Consider the following 14,180-nt stretch of genomic DNA (forward strand, 5'->3'; position numbering starts at 1 on the left):
CCCAAAATTGGTAGGTAGCCGGGAGAACAGTCGGGGACCAATCGGCGAATTATGGTCAAGCACCTTATGGATTGGCAGCCCACGATCGCCACACTCGTCCTGCTAACGGTAAGGGGAGTTTGACATAAGAGCTTAACAATCTAGCGGCCGTACACGATGACGAGATGCTGAAGGACGATCAGCATCGACATTTCTCCTCGTCCCAGCCGGCTGATTCGACCTTCCGCAGATCCTCAGGCTGCATTTCGCAAAAGTGCGGCGCCTATACGGGCCCGGTGAGATCACCTTCATAGAAATATCGCAGCGAGCACACCAAACCCGCCGAGAACCAGCCCAATCAGCGAACCGGCCGTCGGCACATCTCTGAAGAGCAGAAATGTGAGCATTGGCTCCACGATCAGGATAGCTCCGACCGATATCGCGACAATGATCCAGATATTCTGCAGATGCATGTAGCCCAGCGCGTATCCGAAAACGAGGAGGATGCCGCCCAAGCATACCAGGAGAAACATCGGCCAAAGTATCGTCAGATCGCCACCGGTCTTTCCGAATTGCCTTGAGGCAATCAACTCGGCGCAAATCGAAAGCGCTTCTCCAAGGAAAATGGCCGCCACAGCCGCAATTTTCAACATCAAGGTCATCGGCCTCTGTGGTTCGGCTGCTCGAGGTGGCCCCAGAGACCTGCATCGGAGTAGCAGTTGAGTTCAATTTTCGGCATGCCAAATGCTTGCGAGTCGAGAGGCGCGCCTCACCTATCGCTTCTCGCAGGTCCTTCCAAGCGTCTGCCGGGCCGGTAATTGGCTTTCGACATGCAGCGTTGTTTCGCGTAAGATCACCCAATCTGCCTTGCTTGCACAAACCAAGATGGTTCAGGACAAGCCCGCTCCGCCGCCTGCCCTCTGCGTGAGCAAGCAAATCAGGGGCTAGGATGCAATCCGCACGGGAAGAGCGGAATAGCCGTGCACGAAGTTAGACGCAATCCGCTCGGGTTCGCCGACAACCTCGAACCACAATTCCGCGGACAAAATCTCTTCCCAGAGGACTCTCAACTGCAGTTGCGCAAGATGCCGACCAAGACAGCGATGGATGCCGAACCCAAAAGAGAGATGCTGGCTCACATTTTTGCGATCGATCACGAAATTGTTGGCGTTCTCAATGATCTCCTCGTCCCTGTTACCGGAGATATACCACATGACGACCTTGTCGCCTTTCCTGATCTGTTTTCCACCTACGATGCTGTCGATCGTGGCTGTACGGCGCATATGTGCAATTGGCGTCTGGTAGCGAATAATCTCCGACACGGCGCTCGAGATCAGCTTGGGATTGTCAATTACCTTTCGCAATTCGGAGGGGTACTGATTCATGAACAGGAGGCCGCCGGTAATTGAGTTGCGCGTGGTGTCATTGCCCCCAACGATCAGCAAAATCAGATTTCCGAGAAACTCGTTCGGCTCCATCTGGCGTGTGAAAGGAGAATGCGCCATCAGGGAAATCAAGTCGAGGCGCGGCTCGGCTTTAATGCGCTCGTTCCAAAGCCCGGTGAAATAGTCCAGGCACTCGGATAAGATTGCGCTTCGCTTGTCCCAGCTGTCGATCGCATGGCCCGCTTTCGGAGCTGTAACAGCGACGTCTGACCAATAGGTCAGCAGTCGCCGATTCTCAAATGGAAAGTCAAACAGCGTGGCGAGCATTTGCGTCGTCAACTCTATGGACACCATGTCCACCCAGTTGAAGGTCTCATTGCGCGGCAAGCCCGCGAGAATCGCCCTGACCCGAGACCGGATCAAGCTTTCGAGCTTCGTCAAGCTTACCGGTCCGACGATCGGGCTCACGGTATTGCGCTGCTCGGCGTGCTTGGGAGGCCCCATCTTGATGAAACTCGGGGTCCAGTGCTCGCCTGGCACGTCGACAATAGTGACACCTTCTTCTGACGAGAACGCTTTGTGGTTTGTGTCGACGGCCACGATATCGCGGTATTTCGTTACGGACCAATATGGACCATAAGCGCTGTCTCGACAGTAGTGAACGGGATCTTCCTTTCGCAGCCGCTCAAAGCAAGCCCACATGCTGTCGTCTTGAAAGCGCTTGCCCTCGCTTACATCCAGCTTGCTCAGCGGGATAAAACACGAATCCTCAGCCCCATAATCTTCCGATCGCCTTGTCATCATCATCCCTGCAGATTCTGCTCTCGAGAATTTACGGTGTGGCGCCATTCATCGTTTCGAGCTGCCGCAGCGCTTGGCTGCGACGGGCCGCTCGACCAGGCTACCTCACAGTGCAGCTCGCCTCGCCCTACCATGTCGGGCAGTCAGGATCGCATTGACTTTCCGAGTCGATCTACTCAGCGATCAATGAGAGCTATCAGCGCCGATTAGATGTGGTTATGCGCTGGAGGCAACATCAAGCCGAATGCACCTTCATAAGGTCGCCCGCGGCCCTCTGGTACCGTCGGAGCGGATCGCTTTCTCAAGGTCATGGATGAAAACTCGTCTGGCTAGGACGGTTCAGGCAGATCGATCCAGATATCCGAAGGACCCTTCACGAGAGTATCCTGATCTGGAACGTAGATACTGTCGAAGATCCCGAGACCATGAGCCGTTGCCGCTCCGAAAATTATGAAAGGGAGCTTGACTTGCTCCAGGTCTTCGAAATTGTCAGCACCGACGATCCGAACAAAATCGAGCTGAAAGTTTCGGAACTTGATCTGAGATGTGGCCGACGCGACCAGATCCTCGACCCTAGATACCCCTTGGGCGATCTCTTTCCTCGAATGGTCGAGTGCCCTAAAAAGGCACGACAGCTCATCAAGCTCGGAACGGCTAAATCGCCTTAAACGCGACGAAATGGGCACTCCGTTCTTGTATCTCACGGTCGGCACAAACCTTATCTCGCAATCCAGAAGGAGGTCTGCGACGGCGCGCTTCACCAGGATCGCCTGACCGATATCTTTCAGGCCGAAGTAGCTGCGAGTTGGCCTCGCATAGCAGATCCAGCGGACTGCCCCGGTAACGGCTTCCTTCAAATAGGCCTCAGGCCCCCCTAGACGCAAATGACAGTCGCCTTGCGATAGAAGGGTTCGATACCCAGGCGGGAACATTTCGGTGTCGTTGGAGGAGATCACGGCAGTTGCTCCCGAACGCAATGCAAGTCCAATATCCTCGTCCAAATTGAAATCGTAGCTCCCGCCTGGCCTAAGCTGGATTTTGTTCGGGTAGACTGTGACGATCGCGACGTCATTCTCCGATGCCGCCCTTCTGATCAGTTCTGCATGCCCAAGATGCAGGGCGCCGAGAGTATGTACTGTCCCGATAGTCTGCCCTGTTCTCGCCACCTCCCGGAGGAACGCTTTACCAGCGGAAAGACATGCAAAATGCATTTTCCTACTCCAGTCTCTTTGAACGCCAAAAGAGCGATCTGATCGGTCGGATCGCGCAGACAGTCTGCCCTGCCTATCGTATCGGCGGGCAATGGCCACGAGCCACATAGCGTTTTAGCGCCCGCTCACAGCTCGGACGGCCGCCCAGACCTGTCCTAAGCTCACCGACACTACATTCCCTTCTATTTTGTAGCGTTCGAAGCCGTCAGGTGGACCCTTCGCGACTCCGTCTGATCAACGATGAGAATTCAGTTAGATAGCTTGATGGCTCGCGTGGCTCATCCCCCTTCAGAGCGGCCTGTAGGCCCGGACATCGGTCTGCAAAGAATGGTGGCTCGAACGTGGTTATCTTAGCGCCCGAAAAGTCCACCTTTACGAAGCTGGCCTGGAACGGCGACATCCCACTCAGGTTCGCCTCGCGCAAGGACGATTGGTTCATGCGAACATACGCGGCCCGCGTTGCCTCCAGATTGGTTCTAGTCATTCCTGCCGCGAGATATGCCTGAACGAGATTCGATCCTTCGAGATTTGCCTCATCCAGTGCCATTGATCGTGGGGGATCACCGGTGATCATCGACCTGTAGAGATAAGCATTGGATAGGTCTGCGCGTTCGAGATCGCAGTCGCGCACAAAGGCACATCGCCCCCGAAAGCCCGATAATTTGACGGCTCGCATTGTGCTCTCTGTTATCGAAATGCATTCGCCTGATGCCAGAGACAGGTCCGCTCCGTCGAGCTGGCAGGAATGAAAGGACGCACCGTTGAGCACCGCACCGACAAGATTTCCGCTGGACAAGCTTACGGACAAAAGCCGCGCCTGGCTCAAGTCTGCCTGCTCAAGCTCCGCATTTGGAAGATTTGACAAGTGAATGTCAGCAAATGGGGCGCTCATGCCTCTCGCTCTAATGCGGCCGCTTACCTTTGAGAGTCTCAGATACGGAAGATGAGCGCCTTCGAGGACAAGACCATCGACCGAGGTGGGACGTACAATCGATAAGCAGCTCCCCTTTGACTGGAGGAACGAGCAAGACGCCAGATGTGCTTTCGTGATCGTGAGTTGGCTCAGCTTGGCAAACCGGAAGGAAGCGGAAGGAAGGAAACATTCATTGATGGTCGATCCCTGTAGCTCCGCGCCATCGAATACAGCATCACTCGCGTCGCATTGGTAAGCGAGAAGCCCGCTGAGCATGGCGTTATCAAAGCGCGCCCTTTTCATGCTGCAACCGTGAAACAGGCTGCCCGTTGCATCAATTACATTGCGTAGACTGGCATCATCGAAGTTGCAGACCTGCGCTGCAATCGCATGCATATACGCAAAATCGAACTTGGCCCCGCGGAAACTTGCCCTTTCTAGCCCCGGACAGATAAGGTTCGCCCCAGAAAGGTCTGCCCGATCCAACTTTGCTCCGTAGAGCTGCGCACGATTGAGCGTACAGCGTCGCAGCGGGAAATCTGACAAGTCATGACCGTTAAAGTTCTCGGAGGATAGCTGCAAGCCAATCCCGGTCCTTCTGATCGCCTCTTCGGTTCGCCTCCCGACGGCCGCCACCGCGCGCAGCCGATCGGCAGCTCGGCTCCAGTACCGAACAAAGTCGCCATCTGATGAAAGATTGTGTTTCGGATCTGACCAGTGCTCTGCCCCTTCATTCGCGGTGCACTCGCTATCAGGGTCGATCGTTTGCGACATGACGATTCCGTATTACCCGGATTACGGGGGGCCTGTTATCGACCTCTTTTGCTCCGCCTTGGCGGTACGCTATGCGACCTGTGGCCAACTCGTCGGCGAAATGGCGACACGATGCCTCGATGAAGCGCCTATTGTGTCGGTGACCTCCGCAGCCGGCGAGCTTGAGCACGGCAGCCGAATTCTAGTCATCCGCTCGCCAAGATTGTTCACTGAGCCCGCCAACGCTGACAACGCAACGGTCGTTCGACAATGCCGATATATCCGGTAGTTGCGGTTAGTCTCGGCGCTTGTAGGCAAATCCAAATCGCTCTCCATCAAGCCGAATGCAAAAAAGTTCAAGGTCTTGCTTTTTTCAGAATGGACCCACGGCTTCCGGGCGGAAACGTGATCGTTCACAGACCTGACGTCAGCCCCAACTTGGCGTTACCTCATGTCCGATAGCAATGACCGTGCCAGCCGCATCAGTCGCCACTAAGAGCTGAATAGACGTCATGGAATCGATATTGACGCCGAATGTTTTGAACCTGACAAACACGCTCTCGGTGTCAGGGACCGCACCATGAGCGCAATGCTAACGAGAAAGCGAAGCTTTTGGGCTCGTTTGCAGGAGCACAAGAGCCGCCCGTCCTTTTCCGGGCACGCAATCGATGAGTTGCAATCCGACATTTGCGGATCGCCGAGCTCGCCGATAGCGAGTGTTCGAACGCGGATAGCCCTGCTCGACCGGTCCATGTAGCGAGAACCCGTGCCACAGACTGTCTTGGTCGAGCGATGAACGAGCGCGCTATCGTGACCAACTCGCTGCACAAACGCGAATGCCCTCGCGATCGGCGATAGACAATTTATGATAGGGGTCGAATTCGAGGACATCGAAGACGTTCATGCGATGCCTTCTTCGAGGATCGTAGCTGGATGACGTATCTGGTGGTCGCGCACAAGACGCGGCATGGCGGCGATAAGGCTCTTGGTATATTCAGACTGTGGATGGCGAAATATCTCTTCAGTGGCCCCACTATCGACGATTCTCCCCCGGCGCATAACTATGACGCGATCGCTGATGTGACGAACAACACTGAGATCATGCGAGATGAAGAGATAGCTTATGCCGACGTGGTCCTTCAGATAGCCGAGCAGGTCCAAGACCTGGGCCTGGATCGAGACGTCGAGCGCCGAAACCGGCTCATCGCAGACGATGACGGCAGGATTTGGTGCGATCGCGCGTGCGATCGCAACGCGCTGGCGCTGACCGCCCGAGAGCTCGAGCGGTCGTCGTTCCAGCAAGGCCTCGGATAGCCCGACCAGATCGAGCAGCTCGAGAACGCGCTCCTGCCGCTTGCGCCGTGTCTCAACGTCACTCGAAAGGCTATCGGTTATGATGCGTCCGACCGTCCAACGTGGATCAAACGAGCCGAGAGGATCCTGGTAAATGATCGATAGCGACCGCCGCCGACCTCGCCGTTCGCGCTCGGCAAGCGCGGTCCAAGGGCGGCCTGCAAACTGAACGGCTCCCTCGTCAGGCTCCTCGAGCGCCAGGACCATGCGCGCTACCGTTGACTTTCCTGATCCGGACTCACCTACGATGCCCAAAGTCTCGCCGGATCGCAGTTCGAAGGAGACACCATCCACAGCCGCTCGTAAAGCGCCATCCGGGCCCTTGAAGCGCTTCACCAGACTTGTCGCTTCGAGCAGGATGGGACGAGATTTCGGCGGCGATTGCGCAGCCGGCTGCGTGTGCCGGGCAGGCGAGCGCAGAATAGTCGATGGTGAGAGGCGCGAGCCGCGCGGCCGGCCAGATGGCACGGCGTCCAGCAGCTGCTGAGTATAGGGGTGCCTCGGATCTTTGAATATCTGGACGGCGTTACCGCGTTCGACGACCTCGCCTCCTCGCATGACGATGACCTCATCCGCCGCGCGGGAGACCACTGCCAGATCGTGACTGATCAGAATCAGAGCCTTGCCTCTCGCTTTGGTCTCCTCAAGGAGTGACAGCACATGAGCTTGCGCCGTCACATCGAGAGCGGTCGTTGGCTCGTCGGCGATCAGGATGCGGGGATCGAGCGCAAGTGCCGAAGCAATGAGAGCCCGTTGACGCTGGCCGCCTGATAATTGATGGGGCAGCTGCTCGGCCTTGGTCTCGGGGTCAGGGACACCGACGAGCTTAAGGAGAGCAATGACGCGCTGCGCGAGCTCCTCGCGTGATGATACCGCACCGTGGAGGAGCAAGCATTCACCAATCTCTTTGCCGACCCGGCGAAGCGGGTCAAGCGAAACGAGTGCATCCTGTAATACAAAGCCAATCTCGTTGCCGCGGATGCGCCGCCAGGCACGATCGCTAAGACCCATCAGGTCCGTCCCGCCTAAGCTTAGCTGGCGTGCATGAACATTGGCGTAGCGACCAGCGAGCCCTATGAGAGCCCGCGCAGTCACGCTCTTGCCCGAGCCGGATTCACCGACAATCGCAAGACACCGTCCCGGTTGGAGGGAGAACGATATATTCCCCACAACCGCTTTCTCGTGAATGCCGCGACCGAAGGAAACACGCAGCGAATCGACCGTGAGGAGGTCTGGCGGCTGCGGGACAGGCTGGGGGCGACCCTGCGACATTCACTTTTTTCCTTCCAGACGGTCCTGTAGATGGCGCCCGATGATGGTGAGGCTCAGGGCAAACGCCGTAACTGCCAGACCGGGTATGATCTCCAGCCACCAGGCGTAGATTACATAATTGCGCCCGGCATTGAGCAGCGCGCCCCATTCGGCCGCCGGGGGAGCGACGCCAAGTCCTAGGAAAGCAAGCCCAGAGGCCCATATAATCGCCTGACCTACGCCGATCGTCATCATTGCCGTCAGCGGGTTCATGGCGTTGGGAAGAATATGCCTCCGGACAATACGGGGAAATGGATGTCCCAGCACCTTAGCGGCCTCTACATATCCTGTCCCCTTAATGGCAAGCATCTGGCCCCTGATCATGCGCGCATAGCCTGGCGCTGTGCCGATTCCGACGGCTATGACCTCAGTCAATACCGACGGCCCAAAAACAGACACGACTACTAGGGCGAGCAGGAGCGTGGGAATTGCGAAGAGCACGTCGATAATCCGGCTCAGGATGCTGTCGCATACGCCACCAGAAAGTGCGGCGGCGACGCCGAAAACGATCGCAATGGACATACTCAGCGCCGTCGCGCCTAGTCCAATAGCCAGGGATTGGCCAGCCCCCTCGATTACTCGAGAGTAAAGATCTCGACCCAATTGATCCGTTCCCAACCAATGGGCGAACGATGGTGACTGCAATGACGATCTCAAATCAATAGCGAGCGGATCGTGCGTCTGCAGCACCTTTGGCGCTAGAGCCGCGAGGGCAAAGAGGCCAATGATGATAAGACAGGCGGCAACTCGGAACGGAACATGGCGGACGATTGCCAGGACTTTTTTGATCGGCCGGGACACGGTGGCTTCGGCAAACATGCTCATGTCAAATTGATCCTCGGATCGACGACTCGGTAAGTCAGATCGACAATCAAACTGACAAGAACGAACAGGCCCGCAGAAATCAAAACAGCTCCCGAGACAATCGGAACGTCTCGCGAGGAGGTTGCAGCAACAAGGACTCCACCTAGGCCTTGACGGGCAAAAACCACCTCGATCACAATCGCGCCCGAGAGAAGTTTGCCGAGCGCCCAACCTGATAAAGTAATGCCGGGCAATGCGGCGTGGCGGAGGACATGGCGAAGCCTGACGCCGAACTCACTCATACCTCGGGCCCGCGCGGATGTAACGAACGGCTGCTCGAGCACGCGTGTGAACTCGTTCTGAACGACTTGTCCAAAAAAGCCCGAGAGTTCAAGAGCCAACGCAACTGTCGGCAGAATGAGCCCGACCGGAGAGCTTCCACCGATGACCGGAAAAATGCGCAGCTTTACCGCAAAAACAACCAGCAGAATTGTGGCCAACCAATAAGGCGGCGCGGTTGCAAAAAAGACCTGCGTGTCATTGAGCAACTTCGCCCATATGTTGTCTCTGCCGGCGATGAACAAGGTCGTCAGGATTGCGATAATCCATGCGAACAGCAGCGCGGTGACCGCCAGAACAATGGTAGGGCCGATCTGTTCCGCGATGATCCCTGCGACAGGCCGATGCTGCTGGTACGACTCGCCAAGGTCTCCATGTAGGATTCCCGATATGTATTTTCCGTATTGAATCGCGAGCGGTTGATCAAATCCGTATTTCGCATTGACCGCTGCAAGTTCTGCAGAGGACGCCAGTCCGACGTTGCCGCTTGTCACATTGATGATGATCTGCGCGCGATCGCCAGGCAGAACACACTGAATTACGAACGCAAATGTTGCGGCAGCCCACACCACGACTAGGCCTGACAGTATCCGACGCGCGAACCAAACTATAGAATGATGGGCTGCTATCTTCATGGCATCATTTGTCGTCAAAATGAGCGTCATAGAAGACAGGTTCGCCAACTGACCCGCGGTCCAGCCAAACGTCTTTCAGGTTCGGCTTAGTCGCCAAAGTTACGTCCAGCACCGTGAGGCCAATCACAGGAGCGTCATCCACGATCTTCCGTTCCGCCTGCTGGTAGAGGGTGGTACGTTCAACCGCATTAGACTCCTGCTCCGCCTTTTGAATGACGGCCCAAAGCGTCAGATCCTGGTAGCGTGAGGGATTGAAGCGATTTGACTCGCCATTCTGATCGGGCTTCCACGAGATTCGGAATATCTCGGCCCCGGGGGCAACCCAATAGAGGAGAACGACCTCATAATCATCAGGTCCGAGGTTTTTGCCGGCGAAGAAATCAGCCGGATTGGTGGGTTGAAGACGAACGTCAAAACCGGCCTCCCTTGCCTGCTGCTGGATAACTTGCAAGGCTTGCTCGCCATCCGGCTTCAGAAAAGCGCTCGAATAGGAAACGCGCACGATGAGCGGATTGCCGTGCTTGACACGAACTCCGTTCCGATTGCGCTCGGTCCAACCGGCCTGATCAAGCAGCTGATTGGCCTTCCGGACATCGTATCCATAGGAATGGCCGAGCTCAGGCAGGTATTCCGGCGAGCTCTGGCTTAGCGCCCCGTTGCCCTCGAACGGCAAAGAGCCAAGGAACGATGTGTCAACCGCGGCCCTTCGGTCAGTAGAATAGGCAAAGGCCTTGCGGACGAGCACGTCGTCAAATGGAGGCCGGGCCGTATACAACGCCAAGCGCAGGGGGGTGCCGCCAGTAAGGTGCCGCAATACGAAAAAGCGGGAGTTGGCGTCCTTCCATGCAACAGCCGGGATATCGTATATGGCATCGGTCTCCCCCGTGATCAGCGAGCCGTAGCGGACCGTCTGATCTGGCAAAAACTTCCAGGTGATCCCGTCAACGTAAGCTGGCCCTTGATGTTTTGCGGTGGCCGGGGCCGAATTGTAGTCGGGATTGCGGCGGAAGATGACTTCTCGCCCATGGTGCCACTTCTCAACAATGAATGGGCCGGAACCGACAGGGTTCTCGCAATTGACCGTAAGTCCACGTTTGAGTGCCGATGGCGAGAGAATGCCTTGCGAGGATTGCGCGAACACGTTCAGCAAGGGTTGGAACGGCACCTTTAACTTTACCTGCAATCTCAGAGGAGCAATTGCAGTTGCCGATTCGAAGCTATCGCCAAGATAGGGAGCGGCAGTCGGGTTGCGAAGATCGGGGTCGTTGCTGAGCCATCCGTTGATATTGTCTGCGATAGCCTGCGCATCGAGCGCAGTCCCATCGGTAAACTTGACATTTGGCTTTATCTCGAATGTGTACACCTTCTTGTCGTCGGAGATCGTCCAAGACTCGGCAAGCCATGGCACAATGTTGCCGCCCTCGCTGCGCGCAACCAGATTATCGCTGTACTGATGTTGCAGATACCATTGCTGCACCCAGCCCCCGAACAGGCAAGAAGGCTCTTGAAAATGCCCGTAACGAATAACGCCTCCTCGCTTTATGCTACCGGCTGAGGCTTCTTGAGCATGAATGCTTGACGGCAGTTGGGACAGGCCCAAGAGCACGAGAAGGGTCGCCTTCACGGTTCTAGCTGGATAGTTCGACTGTCCAGTGAAGCGCCTCGTTGACCGCGCATTCGACAAATGCATATCCAGTCTCCAAATCATCTGATATTCAGGAAGCGTCATAGCGGTGAGCTAGCTGTGGCTAGGGCCGGCTGGAATGGAATGGAAAGCCCGAAATGCTCTCGCAGCGTCTGCCCGCGATATTCTTTGCGAAAGAGCCCGCGCTTCTGCAGAATGGGCACCACATTGTCGACAAACGCTGAAGTGCCATCTTTCAGCACGTCCGGAATGATGTTGAAACCATCAACCGCGCCAGCGCGGAACCATGCCTCAATCGAGTCCGCGATCTGCTCGGGTGCACCCACGAGCAAGCGGTGGCCAACGGCTTGAACGCTGCTGATGATTTCGCGAACCGTCCGACCTTGACGCGCCAGAGTCTCAATCGTGCGATGGTGACCGACAGAAAACGGAACATCATCTGCAGTGGGCAAAATCTCCTCCGGGATTGGCTTTTCGAGGCTGAGCTTCTCGACCGCCACGCCCATGCTTCGTGCTAGAGCGACGATGGCGCGATCCAGATCGAGCAGTCCGTCAAGGCTTTCTTTGCGACGCGCCGCTTCTTCCTCGGTGCCCCCGATACAGGTGACAAGGCCTGGCAGGATGAGCGGGGCCGCAGGGCGGCCGAAGTGCCGAGAAAGCGCGCGCAGGCGCTCTGCCTCCTGCTGAGCCGTTGACAAGTCCCCGGCTGCCGCAAACACGACATCTGCACTGCGGGCGCCAAGCCGTAGTCCGGGATCCGAACCGCCCGCCTGAACGATAACTGGGTGGCCTTGGGGCGAGGCGGGATGCGTAAGTGGTCCTCGGATGCCGAAACTATTGCTAGCGGGATCGAGCAGGCGGAACTGGCTCTGATCTGCGTAAACACCCGCAGCCTGATCGGCGATGACCATCTCGCCGCTCCAGCTCAGCCAGAGAGCACGGACCGTTTCAACGAAGTCCTCCGCACGTCTGTAGCGATCCGCTCGCCCGAGCTCTCGACCGCCAAAGTTCGCAACCGTCGCCGGACTCGACGTCGTGACCGCGTTCCAAGCAACGCGCCCGCGGCTGATGACATCGAGCGATTGGAAGCGCCGGGCAAGATTGTATGGTTCGTTGTAGGTAGTCGAGGCCGTCGCAATCAGGCCAATTCGCTCCGTTTCACGTGCAATCACAGCGAGAACCAGCGTCGGTTCGAGCCCATTAAGCGGCGGCTGGTGCGTGATGTCGGAACTTATCGCGGGGGTATCGGCGAGGAATACAGCATCCAGCAGACCGTGCTCCGCAATCTTCGCAGCGCGGACGTAGTGCTCGATGTCGAAAAAGGCGCTTGGATTTGTGCCCGGCCAGCGCCACGCGGCGGAATGACCACCCGCACCATGAAGATTTAAGCCAAGATGAAGCATGGAGTTACCCGAAGACATCACAGCCCCTCATCGGCGGCTTCTGAGCTGCTTGGCGGGCTTTGTGGACAAGTTGATCTCGGCAGCAGCCTGCCCTTTCGCGCAAGCTCACCTTTCATGTGCTCCGGGCAATCGATTTGAGCGACAGACAACAAACAGTCGGATGATGGGAGAAGAATGTCACCAAAGAAGCCTTTGTTAGGTCTTGCCATCTTCTCCGAGCGGGCGCGGACGAGAAGAGCTTCGACCACGCAGGTTGCCGATTGACGCCCACGTAGCAGCTTGTTTCCAGCGGCTGGTTGCTTCCACACGAGTACACTCACATCGGCTCTCCAGAATTCATCAGAAGCCAGCTCCCTTTTAGGAAGATGTTTTGGATGGCATTCGCGATCCAAACGTTTGGACTCCGGGCCGGGCTAGCAATGATCAAGCTAGAGGATCTTTAGAGGTCCAGACCGTGCAAACGCAATAGTTGAGTATTTCAATCTACTATCGTCTCTTGGCATCCTCTTCTATTGCGATGTTTTACTTCCGATCGCTCAAATCTAAGCGTTCTCTGACCAGACTCACCGAACACGCTCTGCGTAATTGCGGCGACTGCAATTGGGAGCGCCGGCGCGATGTGAATGAGATGACCCGATGCGCTCGAGAGCACACGGCAGTTTTCGCGCGACATGATTGGTCAACCGCTTGCTGCTGCGCCGCAAAGTGACATCCGATCAATAAGGCATCGCCAAGCCAACCATCTAATAATGCGATGAACCATTCTAGATTATAGATGCAGCGTTACGCGCAACGGTTCGAAGCTGCGCTGGATTCGAGGATGCTGGAGCGTCGTTAATTCTCTCGCGCCCGGCATGTCCTCGCGTACTCTACGGGTGTGATGACGCACCGCCAATTTGCCAAAAACGCCCGTCTTCACGGCCCCGCGAGCACGCCGATATGTGCATCGGGACTCAGCTAGCTTGGACACAGGCGCCTTTGAGCATCAAGAAACGCGGCGCATCAACGTCGACGAAGTCACCCAGCAGGATATCGGACCGCGTCGCTTACCGGCACATGGGAGTGGGAGCCTCTTGGGCTGGATCGTTCGTGGTCTTGTCACGTCTGGTTGGCAATTCAACGTCTCGCGGCGGATGCCCGGATTGAAATTGCATCGAGCGGGTTGTGTTTTGCGACCAGCCTTCGCCGCGCCCGCGCGACTCCTCGCCCCAAACAGCAGTCCCAACAAAGCACAATGCGCCAGACCGGCGCAATCACGAGCCCGATGGCTGCGGCATCGACTACTCGGATCAGAGCTACCCCTGGACGAACCTTAACGACATCGACTCGCGCACAATGCAAGCTGGCCCAGATGAACTTATCACCCAGCGCAAGCTCACCGATTGCAGCGCTTTCGCGCACCGCTTCTCCCAGACCATTCACACCGCGCTGCCGTGGAGCTGGACAGGGGCGAAGGGTCCGCCAAACTCAACTCTGCAATGAACAACAGGCCCGCCAGCAAAGCGGCAAGGGCCCGAACTTTACTTGAACCTATGGGCCTGGTCAGCTATTCGACAGCTAAGCCCTTTAGCATAGCAACATCTCTCTCGGACTAGCAGGCCCACTTGATGGCTCAAGACCTGGAAGAGAAGGACCTGGATCCTGGCTC

General features: G+C 56.8%; 9 protein-coding genes. All 9 read right to left on the reverse strand.

What is annotated here, in order from left to right:
- Positions 1-287: 287 nt before the first annotated feature.
- Positions 288-641 (reverse strand): hypothetical protein, encoded by a 354-nt coding sequence (locus tag P6U27_RS31895; protein ID WP_407193281.1) that lies wholly within the window; start codon positions 639-641, stop codon positions 288-290.
- A gap of 282 nt (positions 642-923) precedes the next feature.
- Entirely contained in the window at positions 924-2,165 is a 1,242-nt protein-coding gene (locus P6U27_RS31900; RefSeq protein WP_407194517.1) for a cytochrome P450, read from the reverse strand.
- Between the two features lie 329 nt (positions 2,166-2,494).
- Entirely contained in the window at positions 2,495-3,376 is an 882-nt protein-coding gene (locus P6U27_RS31905; protein WP_407193282.1) for a pantoate--beta-alanine ligase, read from the reverse strand.
- 205 nt (positions 3,377-3,581) lie between these two features.
- On the reverse strand, positions 3,582-5,063 hold the full coding sequence (locus tag P6U27_RS31910) for a pentapeptide repeat-containing protein (protein ID WP_407193283.1): 1,482 nt from the start codon (positions 5,061-5,063) through the stop codon (positions 3,582-3,584).
- Between the two features lie 879 nt (positions 5,064-5,942).
- The gene (locus P6U27_RS31915; RefSeq protein WP_407193284.1) at positions 5,943-7,667 is read right to left on the reverse strand and encodes a dipeptide ABC transporter ATP-binding protein; all 1,725 of its coding nucleotides are present in this window, start codon (positions 7,665-7,667) and stop codon (positions 5,943-5,945) included.
- Positions 7,668-8,531, reverse strand: a complete 864-nt coding sequence (locus P6U27_RS31920) for an ABC transporter permease (protein WP_407193285.1) — start codon at positions 8,529-8,531, stop codon at positions 7,668-7,670.
- Positions 8,528-9,514, reverse strand: coding sequence for an ABC transporter permease (locus P6U27_RS31925; RefSeq protein WP_407193286.1), 987 nt, complete (start codon positions 9,512-9,514; stop codon positions 8,528-8,530). The genes P6U27_RS31920 and P6U27_RS31925 overlap by 4 nt, the downstream gene beginning before the upstream one ends.
- Entirely contained in the window at positions 9,489-11,108 is a 1,620-nt protein-coding gene (locus tag P6U27_RS31930; protein ID WP_407193287.1) for an ABC transporter substrate-binding protein, read from the reverse strand. Before P6U27_RS31930 ends, P6U27_RS31925 begins: the two co-directional genes overlap by 26 nt.
- Positions 11,109-11,209: 101 nt before the next feature.
- Complete coding sequence (locus P6U27_RS31935; RefSeq protein WP_407193288.1) at positions 11,210-12,550, reverse strand: NtaA/DmoA family FMN-dependent monooxygenase; 1,341 nt, start codon at positions 12,548-12,550, stop codon at positions 11,210-11,212.
- Between the last annotated feature and the right edge of the window lie 1,630 nt (positions 12,551-14,180).

It is taken from the genome of Bradyrhizobium sp. STM 3566 (assembly GCF_045571445.1).
In the GTDB taxonomy this organism is placed as follows: Bacteria; Pseudomonadota; Alphaproteobacteria; order Rhizobiales; family Xanthobacteraceae; genus Bradyrhizobium; species Bradyrhizobium vignae.